This window comes from Pedobacter sp. PLR (genome assembly GCF_026239675.1).
Taxonomy (GTDB): domain Bacteria; phylum Bacteroidota; class Bacteroidia; order Sphingobacteriales; family Sphingobacteriaceae; genus Pedobacter.
This window is the reverse complement of record NZ_JAPIVQ010000010.1, coordinates 38,391-64,374: the sequence shown is the minus strand read 5'-3', so window position 1 is coordinate 64,374 and position 25,984 is coordinate 38,391. Positions and strand designations below refer to the sequence as shown.

General features: G+C 41.5%; 17 protein-coding genes. 13 read left to right on the top strand and 4 right to left on the bottom strand.

What is annotated here, in order from left to right; all coding sequences use genetic code 11:
- Nucleotides 1–42: 42 nt before the first annotated feature.
- The gene (locus tag OQX61_RS21770) at nucleotides 43–2,307 is read right to left on the bottom strand and encodes a family 20 glycosylhydrolase (protein WP_265843932.1); all 2,265 of its coding nucleotides are present in this window, start codon (nucleotides 2,305–2,307) and stop codon (nucleotides 43–45) included.
- Between the two features lie 152 nt (nucleotides 2,308–2,459).
- On the opposite strand from OQX61_RS21770, the gene OQX61_RS21765 reads away from it, so the two are divergent.
- Both OQX61_RS21765 and OQX61_RS21760 read left to right on the top strand, forming a co-directional pair.
- On the top strand, nucleotides 2,460–3,347 hold the full coding sequence (locus OQX61_RS21765) for a DUF2314 domain-containing protein (RefSeq protein ID WP_265843931.1): 888 nt from the start codon (nucleotides 2,460–2,462) through the stop codon (nucleotides 3,345–3,347).
- 375 nt (nucleotides 3,348–3,722) lie between these two features.
- Complete coding sequence (locus tag OQX61_RS21760) at nucleotides 3,723–4,412, top strand: transporter substrate-binding domain-containing protein (RefSeq protein ID WP_265843930.1); 690 nt, start codon at nucleotides 3,723–3,725, stop codon at nucleotides 4,410–4,412.
- Here OQX61_RS21760 and OQX61_RS21755 read toward each other — a convergent pair.
- Together OQX61_RS21755 and OQX61_RS21750 are read right to left on the bottom strand one after the other, a co-directional pair.
- The gene (locus OQX61_RS21755; RefSeq protein WP_265843929.1) at nucleotides 4,409–5,227 is read right to left on the bottom strand and encodes an ion transporter; all 819 of its coding nucleotides are present in this window, start codon (nucleotides 5,225–5,227) and stop codon (nucleotides 4,409–4,411) included. The genes OQX61_RS21760 and OQX61_RS21755 overlap by 4 nt on opposite strands.
- Nucleotides 5,228–5,247: 20 nt before the next feature.
- Nucleotides 5,248–5,952 (bottom strand): FadR/GntR family transcriptional regulator, encoded by a 705-nt coding sequence (locus OQX61_RS21750; RefSeq protein ID WP_265843928.1) that lies wholly within the window; start codon nucleotides 5,950–5,952, stop codon nucleotides 5,248–5,250.
- 168 nt (nucleotides 5,953–6,120) lie between these two features.
- Here OQX61_RS21750 and OQX61_RS21745 point away from each other — a divergent pair, with 168 nt between their 5' ends.
- The 9 genes from OQX61_RS21745 (at nucleotide 6,121) to OQX61_RS21705 (ending at nucleotide 21,599) form a co-directional block, all read left to right on the top strand.
- Nucleotides 6,121–9,447, top strand: a complete 3,327-nt coding sequence (locus OQX61_RS21745) for a TonB-dependent receptor (protein WP_265843927.1) — start codon at nucleotides 6,121–6,123, stop codon at nucleotides 9,445–9,447.
- Between the two features lie 21 nt (nucleotides 9,448–9,468).
- Entirely contained in the window at nucleotides 9,469–11,037 is a 1,569-nt protein-coding gene (gene nanU / locus OQX61_RS21740) for a SusD family outer membrane lipoprotein NanU (RefSeq protein WP_265843926.1), read from the top strand.
- 76 nt (nucleotides 11,038–11,113) lie between these two features.
- Entirely contained in the window at nucleotides 11,114–12,043 is a 930-nt protein-coding gene (locus OQX61_RS21735; RefSeq protein WP_265843925.1) for a dihydrodipicolinate synthase family protein, read from the top strand.
- Between the two features lie 17 nt (nucleotides 12,044–12,060).
- Nucleotides 12,061–13,236, top strand: a complete 1,176-nt coding sequence (locus tag OQX61_RS21730; RefSeq protein WP_265843924.1) for a galactose oxidase — start codon at nucleotides 12,061–12,063, stop codon at nucleotides 13,234–13,236.
- 2 nt (nucleotides 13,237–13,238) lie between these two features.
- Entirely contained in the window at nucleotides 13,239–14,480 is a 1,242-nt protein-coding gene (locus OQX61_RS21725) for an MFS transporter (RefSeq protein WP_265843923.1), read from the top strand.
- Between the two features lie 84 nt (nucleotides 14,481–14,564).
- Nucleotides 14,565–16,139: a sialidase family protein gene (locus OQX61_RS21720; RefSeq protein ID WP_265843922.1), complete on the top strand. Its 1,575-nt coding sequence runs from the start codon at nucleotides 14,565–14,567 to the stop codon at nucleotides 16,137–16,139.
- A gap of 154 nt (nucleotides 16,140–16,293) precedes the next feature.
- Nucleotides 16,294–18,390, top strand: a complete 2,097-nt coding sequence (locus OQX61_RS21715; RefSeq protein WP_265843921.1) for a GDSL-type esterase/lipase family protein — start codon at nucleotides 16,294–16,296, stop codon at nucleotides 18,388–18,390.
- Between the two features lie 13 nt (nucleotides 18,391–18,403).
- A complete protein-coding gene (locus OQX61_RS21710; protein WP_265843920.1) occupies nucleotides 18,404–19,588 on the top strand; it encodes an AGE family epimerase/isomerase in 1,185 nt (394 codons plus the stop codon).
- A gap of 25 nt (nucleotides 19,589–19,613) precedes the next feature.
- Nucleotides 19,614–21,599, top strand: coding sequence for a beta-N-acetylhexosaminidase (locus OQX61_RS21705; RefSeq protein ID WP_265843919.1), 1,986 nt, complete (start codon nucleotides 19,614–19,616; stop codon nucleotides 21,597–21,599).
- Nucleotides 21,600–21,602: 3 nt separating this feature from the next.
- Here the strand turns inward: OQX61_RS21705 and OQX61_RS21700 are convergent, their stop codons facing one another.
- Nucleotides 21,603–22,370, bottom strand: a complete 768-nt coding sequence (locus tag OQX61_RS21700; protein ID WP_265843917.1) for an arylesterase — start codon at nucleotides 22,368–22,370, stop codon at nucleotides 21,603–21,605.
- Nucleotides 22,371–22,717: 347 nt separating this feature from the next.
- Here OQX61_RS21700 and OQX61_RS21695 point away from each other — a divergent pair, with 347 nt between their 5' ends.
- Nucleotides 22,718–23,407 carry an ABC transporter ATP-binding protein gene (locus OQX61_RS21695; protein ID WP_265843916.1) on the top strand — a complete coding sequence of 230 codons (690 nt, stop codon included), beginning with the start codon at nucleotides 22,718–22,720 and terminating at the stop codon, nucleotides 23,405–23,407.
- Nucleotides 23,400–25,970, top strand: coding sequence for an FtsX-like permease family protein (locus tag OQX61_RS21690; protein WP_265843915.1), 2,571 nt, complete (start codon nucleotides 23,400–23,402; stop codon nucleotides 25,968–25,970). Before OQX61_RS21695 ends, OQX61_RS21690 begins: the two co-directional genes overlap by 8 nt.
- Nucleotides 25,971–25,984: the final 14 nt, after the last annotated feature.

The following is a 25,984-nucleotide window of genomic DNA, read 5'->3' as shown; positions in this document are numbered from 1 at the left end:
GGAAGTAAAATGACCGGCGTCACATCACAAACGAGCTAATTGCTAATAAACGACTATCTCATCACTAAACATGAACCCTTTTTTCTCGTTTTTTGCGGTAATCCTCAGGTAACGCGCGGTATTCCCTTTGAGGTCAAAAACGAAAGTTTTAAACCTTAAAGAAGCATCGGTATAAGGGACGTCGTTGTCTACCTGTGGCAGCATTTTGAAATTGATTCCATCAGTAGAAAACTCCACTTTAACATAAGCCGGCATATATACACCGGGACCGGTTAACTGCATATACCTCATTTTCAATTGTTGCAATGCTTGTGGATTTTCCAGGTCGATGGTCACATCCAGATCACCAAGGAAACCTTGCCATTGTCCGTCTCCATAAGTAAGGTCGCCGCTTTGTCCGTTTACCAATGTTAATTCTTTTTGTGCAGGGTAATTAGTGCTGTATTTTTTATTATAGGTTACTTTTTTACCGATTGCTTTATGCAGGTCGACTTCCAGCTCCTGTATTTTTCCTGCCGGAAGCTGATTCTCGAAAATTATGGCCTTAACTGTTCCACTTTGGGCCAAAGAAATTCCCTCTTTATACAAAGGTGAGCTAGCCGTTGGCGTGCTTCCATCCAGGGTATACCTGATTTCTGGTTGAAATTGCTCAGAGTTTATCGTGACCTGTGCCACTTTATTGGCCATATCGTAACCAGAGAGAATGCTCAGGTCCCTGGATGGCGGATAATAATTTACATTAAACTGCTGTAACAGGCGGTAGTGCTTTTGTAAACGGGACTGAAAATCATCCCAGTTTTTGTGGGCTACCGGAGTCCAGGCAACTTCTGAAAGTGCAATTGCTCTTGGAAAAACCATATAATCAACCTGATTGGAGGTGGGCATATATTCTGCCCATACATTGGCCTGAACGCCTAATACGTGTTTTTTCTTTGCAGGATCAATTTCCGCTGGAACCGGTTGATAACTGTATACTTTTTTTAAGGGCAGATAACCACCAATGGCCTCAGGCTGTCCGATTGGGTTCGTTTGATACGAATCCAGGTAAAGGTGTGAACCCGGCGTCATGATCACATCATGCCCGGTATTGGCTGCTTCAATACCTCCGTTTTCCCCTCGCCAGCTCATTACGGTTGCATCCGGGGCTAGTCCGCCTTCGAGAATCTCATCCCAGCCAATCAATTTCCTGCCTTTACTGGTTAGGTAAGCCTCCATTCTTTTGATCGCGTAGCTTTGTAACCCATGCTCATCTTTCAGGTCATGGTCTTTGATTACTTTCTGGCACTTCGGGCATTGTTTCCATGCCGTTTTATCGGCCTCATCGCCGCCAATGTGGATGTATTTAGAAGGGAAGATCTCTAGTACCTCGTCCAGCACGTTTTGAAGAAAGGTAAAGGTATCTTCATTACCGATACAGAATTCTGAATTTTTATAAGGCAGGCCATAACAAGATAGGTTAGGGTAGGCGGCCAGCACTTCTTCACTATGTGCAGGCATTTCAATTTCAGGAATCACGGTAATGCCTCTTTGAGCAGCATAGCTGATCAGTTCTTTTGCCTGTTCTGCAGTGTAGAAGCCGCCAAAAGCATTTGAGCTTCCCATTTCCGAATATTTACGGCCATTGTTCCACCAGTTTTTCCAGCTGGCATCAGTTCTCCAGGCTGCAAATTGAGTCAGTTCCGGGTATTTTTTAATCTCTAATCGCCATCCTGCACCATCAGTAAGGTGCCAGTGGAAGGTGTTTAACTTATATAAGGATAAAAGATCTATGTATTTTTTTAGAAAAGTTATGGGTAAAAAGTGACGGGATACATCCAGCATCAATCCCCGGTAACCAAAAGCCGGTTGATCTTCGATCCATACCGCCGGTAGCGATTTGGTATCTTTCCTCGTATAAGCGATTTGACGTAGTGTTGAAATGCCATGCAATATCGCCTGTGGCTGATGGGCCGTAATCACAATTCTGTCTTTGTTGATTTCCAGTCGGTAGGCATCCTGAGCAAGGGTGTCGTCTTTAGCAGCCTTTACCAGCATGAGGCCTTGTTTAGGCAGGTGTCTGGCGTTTTTAAGTGTTTTTACCTGATCGAATTTCAGATAAGGATGTTCATGGAGTAGCGCTGTCGCATCCTTAAAACCGGCACTGGCAAAAACATCTGTTTTGGTAGTATATATATAATGTCCCGTTTTGGCGATCTGAATTCTTGGTTTTGGAATGATAAATAAAGAATCCTGTGCAATGGTAATTTGTGGTGTTAAATATAAAGTTGCTGCAAAAGATAGGGCTGCGACCCATGTATTGGTGTTCATGATTTTTAGTTTCAGGTTTGTGTTCCTCAAACTTACGCATTATAAGGAGAAAAGAAACTGCGATTAAATATTCTTCTCCGGGCATATGGAAAATTAGTTTTATTAATTATAGAAATAATTATTATATTTAGATAACCATTAATTATACGCTCATGAGTTTGTTATCTAGATTACTTAAAAGAATCAGTTTTGAGCATGGAACAACAGGATTCAGTTCGGATTATAGTCCAAAAGATGATGACCAAATGGATTGGGCGATAAAGAAAGCGCGGTTAACCTTATGGTATTTTGAGGAGCAGCTGAAAGGCCCGACTCCCGGGCGGAACTACTTTTCGATCAAAGTAATGGTTAAAGATCAGACTCAGGTGGAACACCTTTGGTTAACGGCACCGGATTTTGATGAAGAAGGAAATCTCTATGGGAAGGTGTGTGATGAACCAATTCTGGTAAAGAACCTGAAAGCAGGTCAGACGATAGGTGTGGGGAGGTCGTTGATTACTGACTGGATGATTGTAGAAGATGGGCTGTTACTTGGTGGCTACACCATTCGGGCGGTTCGTGACGAACTTTCGGAAATAGAAAAGCAGGCTTTTGATGAGTCCATCGGGATTGTTATCGATGCTGGTGCGGACCATTTTCTTCCTGATTTTAACACACCGGAAGGAGCGATCACTGCTTTAGAGTTAGCTTATCAGGAGAAGGACCTGGAAAAAGCGTTGGCCTGTATGGATTTTGAGGGTAAAGCCAGGAGATTATTGATGCATTTGAATGTGGGGAAAATTGATGAAGCCGCCATGGAGGAAACCAGTGAAATTCTGAAAGCAGCTTTTATTGAACAGCTGGAAGAAGAAGGTATGCCAGACATATCTGGTCTCAGACGCGCATTTTCCAGAAGTCAGAAAATTAGTGAGGTAGCCTGGCTCATTACAGAATCTATAACTTTTCCACACGGGGGAGTTACAGAGCAAATCATTCTTACCGCTAAAACCAGCGATGGCTGGAAAGTGGGAGGACTATATAAAGAAGACACCACTTTCTGAGTATATCCGCAGAAAGCGATGTATGATACAATATAACTAGTGGTGGTCGTTGGTATCTACTGGTGATTTAATAAAAGACAGGTAGTATGCAGACACCATGATGATAACTACAAGAGAAAGTAAGGAAACTAACATATGTATTGATATTTAAAGTTGATAAATAATTATGGTATGAAGGTAATGATTCTTTTTTAGACAGCCCTGATATCGTTACTGTTTTTTTACATTCGAAATAACCCACTCTTTCCCATTGTTTTATCCTGACTTTACGGCCTGAATTGAAGGAAAGCGGATGTTCTTTATGCAGGATATAGACGTAAATTGCTTTTACAATCGTAAATTAGCCGCGCCCAGACCCTTAATCCCTAATTGAATATGGCCTTAAAGAGAGTATTAAAAGTTGGCTTAGACTCTGCCGCCCCCTTCCCAATGCACTCAGACTATAATTCTGAACGTTTTGAAGGTTTTGAAGTAGATTTATTGACTGAAATTGCGAAGCACCTTGACTTTGAAATACAATATGAAGTTTCTTTATGGAAGAAAATTCTTGGGAAATTATTTAAAGGTGAGCTGGACCTGATTTGTTCTGCGGTAACCATGACTTCTACACGTAGACATATCCTTGAATTTACAGAACCTTATTTACATTTCCGACTTTGCGCGGTGGTAGCCAGCAGTGACATGCTGATTCACGAGGTAAAAGATTTAAAGGAAAAAAGAGTGGGTGTAAGGATTGCCGCAGAAGCAGAACGTCATGTGCATACCAAATTCCCTGAAGCCAATATGGTGCATGCAGATACCAACAAAGAATTGTACCGTCAATTAGAGTTGGGAGAGATTGATGTTTTGATTGACGATTCTCCGATTGCCAATGGCTTTTTGCAAAATAACGATAAGTTAAAAATAGGGATGTTTCTACCAGGTACCGATTCTCAATATGCAATTGCTATGAAAAAGGGAGATCTGGAATTGAAAGATCAGTTTAATGAGGCATTGAAACTCATCAGAGAGAACGGAACTTACGATATCCTGTATAATAAGTGGTTTTCCGGAATGGATTTCTAGAGTTTTGTTGCACAATATTTACAGAATTTAGCGTCGTCATCGTGGCCTTCGCGGCCACAACCCGGGCAAACCTGATGGTGGAAACCTTTCTTTCTGGCCGCAACAGCCATTTCGGTGGTAATGATGCCGGTTGGAACAGCAATAATGGCATAACCTATCAGCATAATTAAGGAGGCTATAAATTTACCTAATGGGGTTACCGGCGAGATATCTCCATAACCAACGGTAGTAATGGTCACGATCGCCCAATAGATGCTTTCCGGAATATTGGAAAAGCCATTTTCGCGGTTTTCTACCAGATACATTATAGAGCCTAAAACAATCACTAAAGCAAGAACAGTGAGCATGAAGATGCTGATTTTACGCATGCTTCCTTTTAACGCGACTGTCAGGAATTTCATTTCTGAAAGGTAATGCCCCAGTTTGAAAATCCGGAATACCCGAAGTAACCTCAATGCGCGCAGGGCAAGCAAGGATTGGCCGCCAATAAAAATCACACTCAGATAAGAAGGGATAAGGGCCAGTAAATCGACAATGCCCAGGGGACTTTTGATGTAACTGACAGGGTGTTTGATGATGACCAGTCTGAGGATATATTCTATGGTAAACAGACCGGTGAATACCCATTCTATAATAGAAAACAAGTCCCCATATTTTTGATGGACACTCTGCACGCTGTCCAGCATCACAATGAGGATGCTGGTAAAAATGGCAATCAGTAAGGCCACATCAAATGCTTTACCGGCATAAGTGTTGGACTCATAAATAATTTCATGGAGCTTAGCCCGCCAATCCTGATTTTTTTGTTGCTCCATCGTAAGTCCCTTTCGGGAATTTAACTAAAAATTCTTAAAAAGTGATTCTCCAGGTGATTTCTCATTGCATTCCTAAACAATTCCGGAGAACCGTTCTCGAGGATGTCTACGAGGCCTTTATGAGAGACAAACTTTTTAATAGTTGCCTGTTTCTTTAACAAACCACTATTATGAACGTAATCAAATACCGGAAGAAGTAATTTCTGGAACTTCTTTAAAGTCTGATTTCCTGTGATTTCATAAAGTTTTCCATGAAAAGCAATCTCATGATCGATATGAAAAACATAGTTTTCAGAAGTGTCAGGTTCATTTTTAATGATTTCTTTTAATTCCTTAATGTGCTCTGCTGTGATGTTCTGAAATAGAAAATCGGCCATACCTATTTCTAAGACAAGACGCATTTCAAAGATTTCTTTTAAAGTTTCCTGATCCAGTAAATGGGGGTCAAGAGATTTTCCAATGATGCTAAAAATATCAGGACTGGTGATGACAGAGCCTTTTTTCTTTTTCGTCTCTATCAGACCTCTCATTCTTAACCTTAACAGTGCTTCACGTGTTACGGTGCGGCTAACGCCAAGATTTTTTGATAAATCTATTTCTGTAGGAATGACATCTCCGATTTTCAACTTCCTGTCTACCAGTAGTTGTACGAGATTGGCCTCCACTTTATCGACCAAACTGCTGGTATCCATCTGGACAAATGTATTATCTGTGCTGCTTTCCATATTATGTATAATAATAACTAATTGAGAGTATACGTCTAAATTAACACTAATAAAGCGATTTATCAAAAACGGATAAAAAAAAATATAAATAATTCTTGCTTTCGAATAATATTTATCTCAACTTAGTAGTATTATGTATAACATAATGCTAACCAAAATTCTAATAGTATGAAACAGTTTTACCTAAAAACGATTGTTTTAGTGTGTTGCCTATCCTCCTTTATAGGCGCGTTTGCACAAAACAAAAAGGTAACCGGGATGGTTACTGGCGAAGATGACGGACAGGGGATTCCAAGCGTCAGCATTTCAATTAAAGGAATAAAGTCGGGCACACAAACAGATATGAACGGAAGGTTCATGATTGATGCCAGTTCAAACGACATACTCGTGTTTACATATGTTGGGTACCTGACCCAGGAACAGAAAGTAGGCAATAACACCAATTTAAAAGTAGTCATGAAACCCGCAACCGCTAATCTTGATGAGATCGTGGTAGTAGGTTATGGTACGCAAAACCGACGTACAGTAACCAACTCGATCGCAAAACTGGATAAAGAGGTGTTGGCAAATGCACCACGTGCCAACGTGGGGAGTGCTTTGCAAGGAACAATTGCTGGTATTCAGGCCATTAGTAAAAGTGGACAACCTGGCGTTGGCCCGACTGTATTTTTAAGGGGAGGGGCATCCATCAATAATCCCGGCGGACCATTGGTGATCGTAGATGGCGTAATCAGAGATTACAATGACATCTCTTCTGAAAATATCCAATCGATAGAAGTGCTTAAAGATGCTGCATCAACTGCCATCTACGGTGCAAGAGCCAACAACGGGGTAATTTTAATTACCACCAAAACAGGCGCAGCAGGTGTTGCCCAAATCAATTATAAGTTTACCGGAGGGTACAATGTAAGACGAGATGGTTATAACTATTTAGGTGCCAAAGATTATATCTATTATACCCGTTTGGGCTACCTGAATTCAGGTAAACCAATAACTGATGCTAATAATTCAAGAGGATTAGGCCTGCTCACTGACGCAGCCAACCTTGCAAGTTTTGACATCAGGAAGTATGTAGAGGGAACTACAGTATTGCCATCAGGATGGGGTATCGTTGATGATCCTTACGGAGGTCAGATGATGTACAAAGATCATGGTGGTGAAATTGAAAACCTGGTTTTCAGAAATACCTATACTAAAGACCATTATGTTAGTGCTTCAGGTGGTAATGATAAAGGTAAATTCTTTGCCGCATTTGATTCCTATAATGAGGATGGTGTGATTGTAGGTTCTAACTATAAACGTTATACTGCAGACCTTAATGGTTCTTACAAAGTGAGATCTAACATTGAAGTTTCCGGTGGGACTACGCTTTCTACTTCTTCCCAGTTAGGTACCGTTGGTGGTGAGGTGAACTCCTTGTATAGAAGTTTGGCGATATGGCCAACATTTAACCCCTGGATTGATGAAGCTAAAACAGCACCAAATCCAGGAAATAGTGCAAGTGATGGTAACCCATTATACTGGTTAAGCAGATTGAACCGTCAGAATGAAGTGAATAAAGTTGTGGTTAATGGTGCCGTAAAATGGGATTTGTTACCTGGCTTATACTTTAAAGCGACTGCCAATGCTTATTTATTAGATAGAAAAGATGAGTCTTTTCAAAAATCAACACAGACATACGCCAATATTTTTGCTACGCCACAATCGATAGGCTCTGCCAGCAGAGATGCTATTCTCTTGTCAAGAAGAGATTTTCAAACGCAGTTTAACGGGATTGTGAATTATAACAAATCACTAAACCTGCATAATTTTGGGGCGATGGTTGGTGCGGAAACTTTCCAGATTAAAACGTTAAACTCACAATTGTATGGTCAGAATGCACCTACAGATGAGATTCCTACGATCAATGCTTCTACAGTTTTCCCTGCAACCTTAAATGGTGCAAAAGCTAATTTTAGCGAAAAATCGGAATACCGTATCAATTCACTTTTCGGAAGATTTACTTATGATTTTGATCAGAAATATCTATTTACCGCAGTATTTCGTGCTGATGGTGCTTCCAACTTACCAGACCAACATAAATGGGGTTATTTCCCGGGGGTATCTGCAGGATGGAATCTTCAAAAAGAGAATTTCTATGTGAATTCCGGACTTAATAAATATGTTTCGACCGTAAAACCTAGATTGAGCTATGGTGTTAATGGTAACATCGCAGGTTTGGGCAGATATGTAGTTCAAGGGGTATATTCATCTCCTGCAAATAATTATGATGGCGCTGGTGGTTTCTTCCATGATAAACTGGCAAATCAGGATTTAAGATGGGAACGTAGCAAAACTTTCGGTGCTGGTTTAGACTTAGGTTTATTACAAGACAGAATTACTGTGTTATTTGATTATTATGATCGCAGAACATCAGACTTGTTAACAGATCTGCCGTTACCGGATTATATCGGTTATCCTCCAATCACAACCAACTCAGGTACACTGCAGAATAAAGGGTATGAGTTTGCAGTTAATGCAAAAGTATTGAGCACTGATGGTGGTTTTACTTTAAACCTGGGTGCAAATGCAAGTTTTGTGAAAAACAAAGTGTTGAAACTTCCTTTCAATGGTAATGAGAACAACAGACAAGGCGGAATACAGGTGTTTGATGCTGCATCAGGCCAGTTAAAATGGGTTGGTGGATATCAGGAAGGCCAGACCATCGGTGATATTTATGGCTTCAAACAAGTGTCAATTTTTCAGGATGCTGCAGAAGTGCTGAGAATTGCAGGGAATAGAAGAGATGCGATCGCCAATGTAACCGGACCAAATTTACCTAAAGGTACTGCACCGGGACCTGGAGCAGATGCTGGTAGAATCACCCCTGGTGACGTGAACTGGTTAGATGTAAATGGCGACGATATTATTGATTCAAGAGATCAGGTATATCTGGGTAATATGGCCCCAAAATGGACTGGTGGTTTTAATGCCAATGCAAATTACAAGGGCTTCAATCTATATACCAGATTTGAGTTTGCTTTAGGTCACACCGTTTACAATGATTTATTGGCGCGTACCCTTGGAAATTATCAGGGAACTTTCAACTATACGGATCTGATGCTTAAATCATGGACTCCGGATAACACAGTGACTGATATTCCAAAAGTATATTTTGCGGATCAGGTACAAGGTTCTAAGCAAAATTATACCAGAGCAAATAATGCCGGTACTGTAGTGAATGGAAACAACTCAAATCTTTATGAAAAAGGGGATTACCTGGCATTAAGAGAGGTAACACTTTCTTATACTTTGCCTAAATCATTAATGGCAAAAACCAAATTCTTATCTAACTCAAGGATCTATGCAACAGGAAGTAACCTGTTCTATATCACAAAGTTTAGTGGATCTTCTCCGGAAGCACCTTTAGATGCCAACAACAGGCTTACCGGTGTGTATTTAGGTGCATATCCTACTGCAAGATCCTTTGTTTTTGGTTTAGAAGTTTCCTTTTAATCACTTATAAGATTAAACATCATGAAAAATAATTATAAAAATATAATCGCAGCAGCCTTAATGGTATTGAGCCTTGGCGCCTGCAAAAAAAGTCTGGAATTACAACCAATCAGTAACCTGAGTGATGATAATTTCTGGAAAACAAATGATCAGTACGATGCTTTTGTAGCTGCAATTCACAATAAATTCCGTGGTCATAATAGTAATTTTATGTTCCTGGGGGAGTTGAGATCTGATATTTACGGAAATGATCCGGGTACCTCCGCTTCTTTTACCGGCGAAGCTTCTCAGGGATTGGAGCGTATGTGGCTGCAAACGATGACTTTAGATGCTGCAGGTGTAAATTCTTTTGGTACTTTTTATAGTAATATCAACCAGTTGAATCTGTTAATCTATAAACTCAATACCGGAAGCGTAGTTTCTGAGGCTACTAAAAAGTATGAGTTGGGGATAGCTTATGGAATGCGTGCATTTTATTACTACCAATTGTACCGCAGTTGGGGAAATGTGGTAATCATCACAGATTTTATCGATGCTGGTAACCTGGACCTGTTTAACCTTTCTAAAGCGGCTTCGCCAGCAGCAGATGTACTGAAACTGGTTAGAGCGGATATCGAATTGTCACTGGAGAACTTTGGTGCTGATTATTCCATTAAACGCAATAAAGGCTATTGGTCTAAATCTGCAACCTTAATGCTAAAAGCGGATACTTACCTGTGGACTGCCCATAGAACTGGTGGCCCTGCAGATGCGACAATAGCTAAAAATGCTTTAACAGATATTCAAACCAGTGTTCCTGCATTAGGCTTATTAACAACCTCTGCCAATGCATTGAATACTCCTTTTGCGGATCTTTTCTCTACTACAAACAGGGGAAATAAAGAGATCATTCTGGCAAGTAGAAACGGATTGAATGAAGCCGAAATGACATTTATACCAGGCTCATTTACACCCCAGACAGGCTTAATTGCAAATTATTTCGACTCTTTGGCTAACAGACAATTTAATGTTACCACTGACAATTACGCTGGTTTGTTACGTGCACCAGTGAAAATTGCTACTTACAGAAAATTTGATGCAAAGGATACCCGAAGAGAAGGTTCCATTCAGGCTGGTTATAGAAGGCCAACTCCGGGAACTTATGTAATTGCAGGTGCTTTCCTGAAAAAATACCAGGGACAACAAGATGCCGCAACAAGAAAATACACCAACGATTTTCCAATTTACCGTTATGCTGACCTGCTATTATTACTTGCAGAAGCGAAAGAAGTATTAGGAGAAAGTCCGGCTGCCGAAATTAACGCAGTAAGGGCAAGAGCCTACGGTGCAAACTATAACCCTGCAGTTCAGGGATTCCCGAACATGCCTGGTGACGGAGATATTAAGCAAGCCATTTTAAAGGAACGCTTGTTTGAGTTTGTCGGAGAAGGAAAGCGCTGGTATGATCTGAGACGTATGGGAGACAGCTATGTCTTTGCCAACACGACTTTAGCTGCTGCCGATGCCTATAAATTACTCTGGCCAATTGACCGTACTTCTTTAACCAATAACAGAGCTCTGGTTCAAACCACCGGATATCCGCAATTCTAAATTTTTGGTGTAGGAGTGGAGACCGTAATGGTCGACACTCCTACCTTTTACCTGCATTCTTTAAAACACATATAAAATGACTATTCAACACTTACAAGGCCTGATTGCTGCGCCATTTACTCCAATGGATGAAAATGGACAGTTAAATGTATCCTTGATTCCGAGCTACTACCAGTTTTTAAAATCTAACAAAGTTACGGGCGCATTCATTTGCGGATCAACCGGAGAAGGCGTATCCTTAACCAATGCAGAGAAAAAAGAAGTTGCACAAGCATGGGCAGACTGCACACGTGGCGACAATGATTTTAAGGTAATGATGTTCCTTGGTGGAACTAGTGTTGCCGATTGCAAAGATCTGGCCTTATTTTCTAAACAAATAGGCCTTTATGCCATTTCATTCACTGCTCCGTTTTACTTTAAACCTGCAAATGTAGAGGTGTTGGCCAGCATATGCGCAGAAATTGCTGCCGTTGCACCAGATATGCCTTTCTACTATTACCATATTCCAGTATTAACAGGGGTAGGTTTTGCTATGTATGACCTGTTACAGGCTATCGACGGTAAGATTCCTAATTTTGCCGGAGTGAAATATACCCATGAAGATTTCATGGATTTCTTATCTTGTATCCATTTCCAGAACGGTAAATATGATATGCTTTGGGGACGTGATGAAAATATGCTTTCGGCATTAGTTTTAGGAACTAAAGGTGCGGTAGGTAGTACTTTCAATTATGCTGCTCCTTTATACTATGATATGATCGCCGCTTTTGAGCAGAATGATTTGAAAAAAGCACAGCTTTTACAACAACAATCTATTGATATGATCAGACTTTTAGGGAAATACGGGGGTATTGCTACTGGTAAAGCATATTTAAAATTGGTTGGCGTAGATTGCGGTGAGTTTAGATTACCTGTGAAAAACATGAGTGCAGCACAATTTGAGAGTTTTAAACAAGATGTAGCCGCTGTTGGTTTCGATAATTTTAAATCAAAAGCAGCTCATTAACCTTAATAATGAATGCGATGAGTAAGTACTTATTTTATCTTTCAGTTCCACTTATGTTGACAACAACAACGACAGCTGTTTTCGCACAGAAAACTCCTGCTGAACAGATCAAATGGTCTGTTGCAGCTCAATTACAAACACCCGACGGGCAAACTTCTATTGGCTTTGCAGGTGCGATGAATGCGGTGCTTCAAAACCGCCTGATCGTGGCTGGTGGTGCCAATTTTCCGGATAAAAAACCCTGGGAAGGTGGTAAAAAACATTACTCAAACGAGATCCACATTTTAGAGAAAAAAGGAAATGCATTTTCCTGGAGTAAAGAAAAGGCATTTTTGCCGGAGGCGATTGCCTATTGCGGAAATACCAGTACGAAATTTGGAATTGTTTACGCAGGCGGGGAAAATGACAAGGGATTATCTAAACAGGTTTTCCTGTTGACATGGGATGAACTGAAACATAATATACAGGCGAAACCTTTGGCCAGCTTACCCATCGCATTGACAAATGTTGCCTTAACCAATATTGGAAATCTGGTTTATGCCATTGGTGGTGATCAGGAAAAATCTACATCCAACGCTGTATTCAGTCTGGATTTGAGTCTGCCTGCAGCCACATGGAAGGTATTGCCAGAGCTCCCGATTCCATTGGCTAATTCTGTTGTAGTAGTGCAAAGTCCGGAAAAACAAGCTTTAATTTATGTGATCGGTGGACGTACTAAAACGCCGGTAGGCATTAGTGACCTACATGCTACGGTATTCATTTACCATCCGGAAAAACAGGAATGGAAAGAAGGGGCGGCAATCAGTGATGGTATTAAAGTGACGAATTTCTCCGCCGGAACTGGTGTCGCTTTTGGTAAAAACCAGATTCTGATTTTTGGTGGCGACAATGGAAAGACTTTTCACCAGATAGAAACGTATATCTCAAGGATCGCTAAAACAGCTGATCCGGAGGAAAAAGCCAGATTAACGGCAGAAAAGAATCAGCTGAATATTCATCATAAAGGCTTTTACAAAAGTATTTTGCGTTACGATGTTCAGCGGAATACCTGGTCAAAATCAGGCGAATTACCTTTCCTCGCACAGGTAACGGCTATGGCTACAAAATGGAACAATGATATCATCATTTCCAGCGGTGAAGTGAAACCTGGCGTCAGGACACCAAACATCATGTTGGGAAAAATAAAAGACTAGAAATGAAAAACACAAACAGATATGCCTGGGTGGTGGTTGGATTATTGTGGGTGGTGGCGCTATTAAATTATATGGACAGACAAATGTTGTCTACCATGAAGCCGGCAATGCAAATCGATATTCATGAATTGCAGTCGGCCACAAACTTTGGTTACCTGATGGCTATTTTCTTATGGATCTATGGGTTTATGAGTCCGGTTTCCGGAATTATTGCCGATAAATTTAATCGGAAATGGCTGATCGTCGGCAGTTTGTTCGTCTGGTCTTTGGTCACTTATTTAATGGGATACGCGACTACTTTTAACCAGATTTACTGGCTTAGGGCATTGATGGGCGTAAGTGAGGCTTTATATATCCCTGCGGGATTATCGCTGATTGCTGATTTTCACTCTTCGAAAACCAGATCACTAGCCATCGGAATCCACATGACAGGGCTTTACATGGGCCAGGCTTTAGGTGGTTTCGGTGCAACAATTGCCGATAAATTTTCCTGGCAGGCTACTTTCCATTCTTTTGGAATAGTGGGGGTGATTTATGCGCTGGTATTGGTGTTCTTCCTGCGGGAGAAAAAGGCTTCTGAAGGAGTGGAAATGGATGATGAGATTAAAATAAAAGTAAAGCCTTCGATCTTTAAAGGTTTTGCCATTCTGTTTACCAATATTTCTTTCTGGATTATCCTGTTCTATTTTGCCATCCCAAGCTTACCAGGTTGGGCTGCAAAAAACTGGTTGCCTACACTTTTTGCGCAGAATCTGAACATTCCGATGTCTACTGCTGGTCCTTTATCCACCATCACCATCGCTTTCTCTTCTTTTGTAGGGGTGATTTTCGGAGGGATTCTTTCGGATCGATGGGTGCAGAAAAACATTAAAGGAAGAATTTATACCAGCGCTATTGGCCTGGCATTAACCATTCCTTCATTACTATTACTAGGTTTCGGACATTCTTTGTTTCATGTGATGGGCGCAGCTTTGTGCTTTGGTCTGGGCTTTGGAATGTTTGATGCCAATAACATGCCGATCCTTTGTCAGTTTGTTTCTTCAAAATACCGGGCAACAGCCTACGGTTTGATGAACATGACAGGGGTGTTTTTTGGTGCTTTTATTACTGATTTATTGGGCAAATCTTCTGACGCCGGTAACCTTGGGCAGGATTTTGCCATGCTGGCGGGAATTGTTTGCCTGGCTTTGTTTGTCCAGCTTTACTTCCTTAAACCAGTCGTAAACGATTTTGCCGATGCTTAATATCATCGCTGCTAATCTTATATTCTGATGCTAATTGTTGATATCTACTTGCCGATACCTATTAATTTACGAAAAAAACTAAACATGATGATTTCAAAACACTATAAATATGCTACGCTCTCTCTCTTCTTATTGGCCACCGGATTTACCGCCAGTAGTCAAAAGGTTCAATCTAATGCTGCTGGTTTAACCATCACAGCTCAACAAACTGTAAACCCAATCCTGAAAAGGAAAGCGGTCAACCCGATATGGCGTTTAGAGATCGAAGTTCCGGCGGGAGGATTGGAATTTAAAGCATTATCCGGCACTATAAATAAAGCCGGACTCACCGACCTTAATTCTTTAGAAGCTTATTTGAGTACGGAGAATAAAGAAAAGGAGCAGGTGCTGGATGCGAAGAAAAAGATTGGTTCTTCGGCAGTTTCCGGTAAAAAATTCAGCATTCCTTTGGATGCTAAATTAGCAGCAGGCAAGCATGTGATCTGGATCAGTGCTACTGTAAAGCCGGAAGCCAATATCGATGATCGTATCGAATTGAAGGTATCAAATTTAACGGATGCCGCTTCTGGAAAGCATAAAGTTAGTATTCAGGGACCAGTTGCAGCAAGCAGATTAGGAATTGCATTGAGAAATCCTAATGATGACGACGTTAATTCTTACCGTATTCCAGGAATTGTAGATACGGATAAAGGTACGTTAATCTCTGTTTATGACGTGCGTTATAAGAATAGCGGTGATTTGCCAGGCAATATCGATGTGGGCATGAACAGAAGTACCGATGGGGGGAAAACCTGGGAACCGATGAAAATTATTATGGATATGGGTGCTCCCCATGAAAATAATGGCGTTGGTGATCCTTCGATTCTATTCGATCCGGTAACAAAAACCATTTGGGTAGCGGCATTATGGAGTAAAGGAAACCGTTCTATTGCGGGTTCCGGGCCTGGACTTTCTGAAGAGGAAACCGGACAATTTGCTTTAGTTAGCAGTACCGATGATGGCCTGACCTGGTCGAAGCCATACAGCATAACCGCTCAGGTTAAAAATCCGGTATGGAGATTGTTTTTCCCTGGCCCTGGAAATGGAATTGCAATGGCCGATGGTAAAATTGTATTCCCTGCACAATATTGGGATGAGAACAAGATGCCGCATTCTACGTTGATTTATAGTGATGATCATGGAAAATCCTGGAAAGCAGGAGTAGGCGCTAAATCTAATACCACGGAAAGTCAGCTGGTAGAAACTACGCCTGGAAAAATTATGCTGAACATGCGCGATAATCGTGGGAAATTCAGAAGTGTGGCAACCACTACAGATATGGGACTGAGCTGGGAAACACATCCTACTTCCTATAAAACACTGATAGATCCGGTGTGTATGGCTAGTTTGATCAAAGCCCGCGTGAAAGTAAAAGGAAAAATGAAAGAGGTGTTATTCTTCAGTAATCCTAACTCTTCAAAAGATAGAAAAGACCTGACGATAAAGGTTAGCCTTGATCTTGGAGAGACCTGGCAAGACGCAAGTTTGTTGGTTGATGACAGACATTCTTTTGGATATTCAGCGCTTACAAAAATTGATGACCAGACTTTGGGCTTATTATATGAAGGGGTACGTGATTTATATTTTGTACGCATCCCGGTAAAAGAGCTTATTAAATAATTATTTAAATGAATCCCTGTGGCTGAAAAATTAGCTACAGGGATTTTTGTTATTGCAGGCTTAAGATTTTTATTGCTCAGGCTATAATGGAAAAATCAAGCTAAAAACACTAAATCAAGCTGTTGAATCAGCTGAAGAAAATCAACAAAACGGAATGAGAACCACAAAAAACATCATCCTGGTCGTTTGGTTATTGTCGCTTTCTTTGCAGGCTGACCTGTTTGCACAGGCTAAAAAGATCAAAGTAGCCTGCATCGGGAATTCTGTTACCGCAGGTTATTTGCTTAAAGACCCGGCACATGAAGCTTACCCATCAGTGCTACAAGGGCTGTTGGGAGAGACCTTTGAAGTAGGGAACTTTGGCCTGAGCGGTGCAACGCTATTAAAAAAAGGACACAGACCCTATTATAAAACCAAAGAATTTACAAATGCCCTTAATTTTCAGGCGGATATTGCCATAGTACACCTGGGGCTAAATGACACAGATCCAAGAAACTGGCCGGAATACCGCGATGAATTTCAACGCGATTATGCCTGGTTACTCGATACTTTAAAGAAGAACAATCCCAAAATCAAATTATATGTTTGCCGCTTAACACCAATTTTTAGCGAACACCCAAGGTTTAAATCAGGAACACGCGACTGGTATTGGCAGATTCAGAAAGAGATTCCTTTGATTGCTAAAGACAACCAGGCTTCGCTGATTGATTTGAATAGCCCGTTAAACAGTCGCACGGATTTATTTCCGGATAACCTGCATCCTGATCAGGAAGGTGCAGCAATTATCGCCCGTACAGTTTATGAAAATTTAACCGGCAATTATAGCGGTTTAAAGTTGCCGGTATTGTTTACAGATCACATGGTTTTACAACGTGATCAGGCCATTCCTGTTTATGGAACTGCGAATGCTGATGAACCGGTTACAGTTACTTTTAACCATCAAAAGAAAACAACGATCACCGGAAAAGATGGTAAATGGAAGGTAGTGTTTCCTGCAATGCCTCATGGAGGTCCTTATCAAATGGTTGTTCAGGATAAAAAAAAGAAGATCATTTTAAATGACCTGTTGTTGGGTGATGTCTGGCTTTGCTCCGGACAATCGAATATGTATTTCCAGCTGAAACAATCGGCTACAGGGGCAGCAGAGTTAAAGCAATTTCCTTCGCAGCCGAAGTTGAGGTTGATGAAATTCAACCCTGTTGCGGAAACCGATGCAGTGTCCTGGGACAGCACCACTTTAACTAAACTCAATCAGCTGGAATATTTCTCTGGAAACTGGGCCCCGGCAACAGTAGCAAGTGCTGCAGGTTTTTCTGCGATTGGTTATTATTTTGGCCAGCAATTGGTACATGAGGAAGGGGTGCCAATCGGTTTGATCCAGATGGCCGTTGGTGGTTCTACACTGGAATCCTGGATAGACCGCTATACGATGGAACATGATCCTCAACTGGTAGATGCACTGAGCAATTGGCGTAAGTCGGATTTTGTCCAGGAATGGGCACGTGGTCGCGCAAATCTGAACCTTAAAAACGCAGTGAATTCCAGACAACGCCACCCTTATGAGCCTGCCTATAATTATGAAGCTGGTATTGCAAAACTTATCGGATCGCCAATAAAAGGAGTGATCTGGTATCAGGGGGAAAGCAATACTCAAAACCCGGAACTTTATGCACACAGCTTTCCGCTGCTCATCAAAAGCTGGCGGGAAAAATGGGGGATTGATTTTCCATTTTATTATGTTCAGCTTTCCGGAATTAACCGCCCGTCATGGCCTTATTTCAGGGATATGCAACGCGAAGTTCAATATCAGGTACCCAACACCTACATGGCTGTTAGCTCAGACCTTGGCGATTCACTGGATGTGCATCCGACGAAAAAGAAAGAAATTGGTCAACGTCTGGCTTTGCAGGCGCTGAAACACAGCTACCATAGAGACATCGTTGCCGTAGGTCCTGTTGCGAAAAGCGCTTTGGTAAAAGGTCATGTTATAGAGATTTCTTTTGCTGACGGTAGTTTTCCAATGGTAAAATCCGGACAGCCTTTACAGGGATTTGAATTGGTTTTAGAAAAAGGAATGGTCCTGCCCGTAGCCGCTACTGTGCTAAATAATAAGGTTCAGCTCCAGATTCCCTCACAAATAAAGACAGAAAAAATAAGAAAAGTAAGGTATAGCTATGCGCCTTTTAGTCGCGCAAACCTGGTTAATCAACAAGGATTACCGGCCTCAACCTTCTCTTTACCCATAAATTAAGAACATTAAAGACATGAATTACACTCAGGAAGACCTAAGCGGATTACAAAAATTTTATAACGATCAACTCTTAAATGATACGGTTCCTTTTTGGTTCCCAAGATCAGTAGATACCGAATTTGGCGGTTATCTTTTAATGAGAGATCAGGACGGGACACTCATTGATGATGATAAGGCGGTTTGGATACAAGGGAGGGCAGCGTGGTTGCTTTCTACCTTGTACAATACGATAGAGCCGAAAGAAGAATGGTTGTCAGCAGCAAAATCAGGTATAGATTTCCTGAACAAATATTGCTTTGACGACGATGGACAGATGTTTTTCCATGTGACACGCGACGGTCAGCCGATCCGGAAACGCAGGTATTATTTCTCAGAAACCTTTGCGGTGATTGCTAATGCAGCCTATGCAAAAGCGAGTGGCGATCCTGCAGCCGCTGAGATGGCCAGATATCTGTTTGGTAAATGTATCGAGTATTCAACCACTCCGGGTTTATTGGCGCCTAAATTTACCGGAACCAGACCAACAAAAGGAATTGGGGTACCTATGATTATGATGAATACCGCGCAGCAACTCAGGGAGACCATCGGTGATCCGCGTTGTGATGAATGGATCGATAAATGGATTGCCGAAATTGAGACCTATTTTGTTAAAGATGACCTAAAATGTGTGATGGAACAGGTGGCTCCGGATGGCAGTATTGTGGATCATATTGATGGCAGAACCCTTAATCCTGGTCATGCGATAGAAGGCGCCTGGTTTATTCTTCATGAAGCTAAATACAGAAATAATGACCCTAAGCTAATTGCACTGGGTTGTAAAATGTTAGATTATATGTGGGAACGCGGATGGGATAAAGAACATGGCGGGATTATGTATTTCAAAGATGTATACGATAAACCTGTGCAGGAATATTGGCAGGATATGAAGTTCTGGTGGCCGCATAATGAGGTGATTATTGCCACTTTACTAGCTTATACCATTACTGGTGATGAAAAGTATGCAAAATGGCATAAAATGGTTCACGATTATGCGTATGGTCATTTTCATGATAAAAAGAACGGAGAATGGTTTGGATACCTGCATAGAGATGGTAGTCTGGCACAAACAGCCAAGGGAAATCTCTTTAAAGGGCCTTTTCATTTACCAAGACAAGAATGGTACTGTGCGGCTTTGTTGACAGAACATCTAAAGAAATAAATTTTATTCTTCCTGAATTATAACTATGTTTAACCGTAACCTTTTAACAATTATCATTTTGCTGCTCTCCATCGATATGTTATCTGCCCGGGTCCCGACTCTGAAAGAGGACCAACGGGCAATGCCTGCTTTAATGCCGCTTCCTCAACGTCTGGAAAAGAAAACGGGGCTCTTTGATTTTAAACATTGCCAGGTAATTGTAGTAGATGATGATGACTTCATTCCTGAAGCCAGGCTACTGCAAAAAGCACTTAAAAGTCAGGGTATAGAAGTTAAAATAGGAAAACTACCAACCGAAGGCAGACCATATCTGGTATTGGCTAAGGATGACATGCTGGACGCAGAGTTTAAGGAGGAGGCTTACCGACTTTCTGTAAGCCCAGGTAAAATATCGATTAAAGGCCTCAATAAGAAAGGTATTTTTTATGGTATTCAAACTTTAAAACAGTTGATTTCTTCAGATAAAAAGGCGGTATCCTGTGATATTGTAGATTGGCCGGCATTTTCATGGCGGGGCTATATGGTAGATGTAGGGCGTAATTTCCAGTCTGTCGATCTGCTGAAGCAACAAATAGATGTGATGGCTGCTTATAAGCTGAATATTTTTCATTTTCACGCAACAGAAGATATCGCCTGGAGATTGGAAAGTAAGCTTTATCCGCAGTTAACAGCTCCGGAAACGATGCTGCGCAATAAAGGTGATTTCTATTCGGTAGCCCAAATGAAAGACCTGATTGCTTATTGTAAAGAACGTCACATCACCCTGGTGCCGGAAATTGATATGCCCGGACATAGTGACGCTTTCAAAAGGGCTATGAAAACGGAAATGCAAAGCGATACCGGTCTGAATATCGTTAAAAACCTCCTGAGGGAATTTATAAAAACCTACAACCTTCCTTATGTACATATTGGTGCTGATGAAGTGAAAATTACCAATGTGAACTTCCTTCCGGAAGTAACGAAACTGATTGAACAGCTAGGTAAAAAAGTAATCGGATGGGAGCCCGGGGGGAATTTTACCGAGAGTACCATCCGACAATTGTGGATGGAAGGCGCAACTAAAGTAAGTAAGAATAACAACATACAATACATAGATTCCAGACACCTTTACCTGAATCATATGGATCCGCTGGAAAGCGTGGTAACCATTTTCAACAGGAAGATTTCGAACTTAGATAAGGGCAATCAAAATGCTTTAGGTGGGGTAATTTGCAACTGGCCGGATCGTAATGTAACGAACCAGGAAGATGCACTGACTCAAAATCCGGTTTATCCGGCAATCCTTGCTTTCTCGGAACGGAGTTGGAGAGGTGGCGGAATACCCGGATGGATGGCCAAAATCGGGAAAGTTGAATCTGCGGAAGCAGTAGATTTTTCGGAGTTTGAAAATCGTTTGATGCAACATAAACAACGTTATTTTACACGTTTGCCTTTTCCCTATGCAGCACAGTCGGACGTTACCTGGAAGTTGATCGGTCCTTTTGCTAATGGCGGAGATTTAACGGCATCATTTGATCCGGAGTCTCTTTCTGTAAATAAAGACAGTCTGCCGGTAGCTATGGAAGTTGTTGGCGGCACAATTGTGCTCAGACATTGGTGGACACCTCAGGTGACCGGGATATTGGAAAAACCGCAGGAAAACACCACCTGGTATGCTTACCGAAAAATATGGAGTGACGACGATGAGATCCGCGATTTCTGGATCGGGTTCAACAATATGTCCCGGTCTTATGCCTCCGGTTCTCCGGAAAAAGGCACATGGGACAACCGTAGAAGCAATGTCCATGTAAATGGAAGGCTGATTGATCCACCGGCATGGAAACAGGCGGGTTTACCTGGAAACATGGAAATCCCTTTGATAGACGAGGGTTATGAGTTCAGAGCACCTACAAAAATAGCCTTAAAACAAGGCTGGAATGAGGTGCTGATCAAGTTGCCTATCGCCAGCTTTAAAGGTGCAGACTGGAAAAATCCGCAGAAGTGGATGTTTACTTTCGTTTCCGCAGATTAATCATTATAAAATGGGTTTTAATTTCTTCCATACATTTTCTGCCAGGATTTTCTGTCCGGCTGCTGTAGGGTGAATCCCGTCTTTCTGGTTCAGCTCTGGTACACCACCAACGCCCTGAAGCAAGAAAGGAACCAATATCATATCGTTTTTCCTGGCAAGTTCCGGGAAAAGCGATTTGAATTCATTAGCATATTTCGCACCCATACTCGGTGGAATCTGCATCCCCGCCAGCACAATTTTTACCTCCGGATATTTCTTTCTTACTTTATCAGTGATCTGCTGAAGGTTGTTTTTAGTATCAGATAAAGGGATTCCTCTTAATCCATCGTTAGCGCCTAGTTCCAACACCAAAATGTCTATGGGTTGCTTTAACAACCAGTCTATTCTATTGTTACCAGCGGCAGAGGTTTCACCGCTTAACCCTGCATTAATCACCTTGTAAGGAAGTTTCGATTCTATTATTTTCTCTTGTATTAAAGCCGGAAATGCTTCGGTTACTTGTAAACCATAGCCGGCAGTAAGGCTGGTTCCAAAGAATAATATGGTTTTTTCCTTCGCCCGACCATGATCTGTCTGGTCTTTCTCTTTTCCTACAGCAGTATTCGTGTTGCCCTGCTGATCCGCTCCATTTTTAGCAGATTTTTCAGCGTCTTGTTTCGCTTTCCCTGCTGTATCACCAGATTCCTGATTTCCTGTGCAGGAAGCCATTAAGGCCATTGCAGAAAATATAAACATTTTAACAAAAGAACCTTTAAGATTGAACTGTAACATATATAATTATTTATTAAAATATCCTGAGTACTTGTCTAAGCAAATATCTACAATGTTATCATATTTCTAATACTGTTTAAATCTAATGTTACCAACTTTTTAGCAATAAAAACACCTGTTTATTTCATATTAATCTCATTTCAGGGATCAGGATATATTCAGGTGATATATGGAAATAATTGGTAAGCAGGTTTACGACATTTTTCATCCATTTAAGAGATAGCAAAAACACTTAAAACTAAGTATATTTAGCCGTATTGTCTCTGGAATGCCTTTTTGCATTGCCGAAATATAGAATTTTACAATCCTGATTAATTAATACATCACAAGATCTTAATCTCAAAGCTTTGGAACATATCCTTAACATTCAAAACGTAAGTAAAATTTACGAAAATGCAGGTCACAAACTGACGGTACTCGATCAGATCAACTTTTCCATTCAAACCGGTAGTACTGTTGCAATTACAGGGCCCTCGGGAAGTGGAAAAACTACCTTATTGGGTTTATGTGCTGGTCTGGATCGTTCAAGTTCAGGTAAAGTATCTTTAAGTGGTATTGATTTAGACCATTTAACGGAAGATGAAAGGGCTGCTGTAAGGAACCGTTATGTCGGTTTTATCTTTCAGAACTTTCAGCTTTTACCTACGCTTACTGCATTGGAAAATGTGATGGTCCCTTTAGAATTGAGAGGGGAAAAGAACATAAAGAAACACGCGCTGGATTTGTTGGATAAGGTTGGACTCGCTGACAGATCCGGGCATTATCCGGTGCAGCTTTCCGGCGGAGAGCAGCAAAGGGTGTCTTTGGCCAGAGCATTTTCAAATCAGCCGGCTATATTGTTTGCGGATGAACCAACAGGAAACCTGGATGCTGAAACCAGTGATAAGGTGATTAAGTTGATGTTTGATCTGAACAGGGAGGCGGGGACCACGCTTGTGATTGTAACCCATGATCTGGATCTGGCTGCAAAAACCAATAGAATGATCAAATTAAAAGGAGGTGTAGTTGTTGCTGATTTAGTATTGAACCATGCCTGATCATAATTTAAACATCAAAAGGAGTATTAATTATTCCTGGTTACTAAAAATGGCCTGGCGGGATTCCAGGAAGAACCGTTCCAGGCTCTTGCTGTTCATGTCCTCCATTATTCTGGGGATTGCGGCACTTGTGGCTGTTTATTCTTTCAAAGCCAATTTACAAAGAGACATTGATGAGCAGGCAAAGACACTGACCGGCGCCGATCTGATCATTGAAAGTCGCAGGCCTTTGAGTCCGGCTGTTACGGCCTTACTGGATACACTGGGAACTGCGCGTGCGAAGGAACGAAACTTTGTATCCATGGTTTATTTCATGAAAGGGGAAGGTTCACGCCTGGTTCAAATCAGGGCCTTATCAGGAGATTATCCTTTTTATGGGAATATAGAAACGCTGCCATCTAATGCAGCAAGTACTTTTAAAACTGGTAGAAAGGCTTTAGTAGACCATACCTTAATGCTGCAATATCAGGCAACACCCGGCGATTCTATCAAAATCGGCAACCTGAGTTTCGTCATTGAAGGTAGCCTGGAAAGTGTTCCCGGACAAACCGGTATTGCCAGTACAGTGACTCCTGTAGTCTATATTCCACTGGAATACCTGGAGCAAACAGGCTTAACACAACTTGGCAGCAGGATTCAATCCCGTTATTTTTATAAATATAAAGATGTTCTTACTGTAAACAGAGATTTAAAGCGTCATCAGCAATCACTGGATAAAGCACAATTGAGTTATGAAACGGTGGCGACAAAGAAAGAAAGTACCGGCAGGGCTTTTAAAAACCTGAATCAGTTTCTTGCATTATCTGGCTTTATTGCTTTGCTGCTAGGCTGTATCGGAGTAGGAACTTCAATTCAGGTCTACATCAAAGAAAAACTAGCTGCTATTGCCACCTTAAGATGCCTGGGTTTAAATGCAAAAGAAGCTTTTCTGATTTATCTGATTCAGGTGGGAGCGATCGGACTGTTGGGCGCTATTACCGGTGCCTTTCTGGGCACGGCATTGCAGTTTTTACTTCCATTGGTCTTAAAAGATTTTATACCTGTTGAATTGTCTATGGGGATTTCCTGGTCGGCAATTGGACAAGGACTTGCTACAGGGTTGATCATCTCTGTACTATTTGCATTGCCATCCCTGATTTCTGTCCGGAGTATTTCCCCTTTAAATGCCATTAGAGCTTCTTTTGAGGGTGTTAAACCTGCAAGGGACCCGCTAAAATGGTTGGTTTACCTGTTGGTTATTGGCTTCGTTTATGGCTTTACTTATTTGCAGATGAAGGACAGTATGCAGGCTTTGGCATTCGTTATCGGAATTTTACTGGCCTTTTTACTACTGATTGGCCAGTCTAAACTCCTGATGCTGGTGTTGAGAAAAATGATTCCTGAACGTATGGCCTATGTCTGGCGTCAGGGCTTTGCCAATCTTTACCGTCCGAACAATCAAACGATGATCCTTAGTGTAGCGATTGGTTTATCTACGCTTTTTATTGTCACATTGTATCTGGTTCAGGGTGTGCTTTTAAACAAGGTGGCGGTGTCTGGTAATGGTACAAAATCTAATATGGTGCTTTTTGATATTCAGCCCGCACAAAAAGAGCCACTTGCAAAGCTATTGAAAAGGGAGAATTTGCCTGTTTTAGCTGAGGTGCCCATTGTCACCATGAGGATCATCGAAATTAATGGTAAGAATGCTGAACAGTATGGGGATAGCACCACAGATAAGAACGGTAGAAATAAACCTTCCAGAGCGTTTAGCGGGGAAATCAGGGCGTCCTATCAGGCGGATTTAAGAGCGACAGAAGTGCTTGGCGAGGGCAAATGGGTTGGTGTGACCCCGGTGGATGGCACAGTTTTAATTTCTTTAGAAAAAGCTTATGCAGATAGAATTAAAGTACGCATTGGCGATTCAATTGTGTTTGATGTTCAGGGGTTGCCGGTTAAGACAAAAGTGGGCAGTTTCAGGACGGTCGACTGGAACACAGTGCAGCCTAATTTCAGGGTGGTATTTCCAACGGGCGTGCTGGAGCAAGCACCACAGTTTTATGTATTTATGACCCATGTTGCTGCTGCAAAACGTTCTGCTGACTTGCAGGCCAAGGTCTTGAAGCAGTTTCCAAACGTTTCAATTGTTAATTTAGATATGATTATTAAAACCATTGATAGTCTGTTTGATAAGATAAATTTCGTGATCCGGTTTATGGCTGGTTTTAGCATGGCTACCGGATGGATTGTACTGTTGTCATCGGTCATGAGCAGTAAAGGACAGCGCCTGAAAGAGAGTGTTTTGCTAAGGACAATGGGGGCAAGCAGGAGACAGATTCTGACCATTACCGGTCTGGAATACCTCTTCCTCGGATTCATTGCCACAGCCGCAGGGATCATTCTGGCCATATTGGGCAGCTGGGCGCTCGCTGTATTTGCGCTTAAAAGTAATTATGCGCCTGAGATTTTACCTTTACTGGCATTCCTGATTGCGATTCCATTATTAGTGATGCTAACCGGTCTCTACAGCAGCAGGAGCGTGTTAAATCAGCCACCTTTGGAGATTCTAAGAAAAGAATCATAAATCAATTCATCTAA

Coding starts and splice junctions, on each gene's coding strand:
- OQX61_RS21735 (WP_265843925.1), top strand. CDS start 11,114: ATGACTATTCAACACTTACAAGGCCTGATTGCTGCGCCATTTACTCCA.
- OQX61_RS21725 (WP_265843923.1), top strand. CDS start 13,239: ATGAAAAACACAAACAGATATGCCTGGGTGGTGGTTGGATTATTGTGG.
- OQX61_RS21710 (WP_265843920.1), top strand. CDS start 18,404: ATGAATTACACTCAGGAAGACCTAAGCGGATTACAAAAATTTTATAAC.
- OQX61_RS21770 (WP_265843932.1), bottom strand. CDS start 2,307: ATGAACACCAATACATGGGTCGCAGCCCTATCTTTTGCAGCAACTTTA.
- OQX61_RS21720 (WP_265843922.1), top strand. CDS start 14,565: ATGATGATTTCAAAACACTATAAATATGCTACGCTCTCTCTCTTCTTA.
- OQX61_RS21745 (WP_265843927.1), top strand. CDS start 6,121: ATGAAACAGTTTTACCTAAAAACGATTGTTTTAGTGTGTTGCCTATCC.
- OQX61_RS21765 (WP_265843931.1), top strand. CDS start 2,460: ATGAGTTTGTTATCTAGATTACTTAAAAGAATCAGTTTTGAGCATGGA.
- OQX61_RS21705 (WP_265843919.1), top strand. CDS start 19,614: ATGTTTAACCGTAACCTTTTAACAATTATCATTTTGCTGCTCTCCATC.
- OQX61_RS21750 (WP_265843928.1), bottom strand. CDS start 5,952: ATGGAAAGCAGCACAGATAATACATTTGTCCAGATGGATACCAGCAGT.
- nanU (WP_265843926.1), top strand. CDS start 9,469: ATGAAAAATAATTATAAAAATATAATCGCAGCAGCCTTAATGGTATTG.
- OQX61_RS21715 (WP_265843921.1), top strand. CDS start 16,294: ATGAGAACCACAAAAAACATCATCCTGGTCGTTTGGTTATTGTCGCTT.
- OQX61_RS21730 (WP_265843924.1), top strand. CDS start 12,061: ATGAGTAAGTACTTATTTTATCTTTCAGTTCCACTTATGTTGACAACA.
- OQX61_RS21690 (WP_265843915.1), top strand. CDS start 23,400: ATGCCTGATCATAATTTAAACATCAAAAGGAGTATTAATTATTCCTGG.
- OQX61_RS21760 (WP_265843930.1), top strand. CDS start 3,723: ATGGCCTTAAAGAGAGTATTAAAAGTTGGCTTAGACTCTGCCGCCCCC.
- OQX61_RS21755 (WP_265843929.1), bottom strand. CDS start 5,227: ATGGAGCAACAAAAAAATCAGGATTGGCGGGCTAAGCTCCATGAAATT.
- OQX61_RS21700 (WP_265843917.1), bottom strand. CDS start 22,370: ATGTTACAGTTCAATCTTAAAGGTTCTTTTGTTAAAATGTTTATATTT.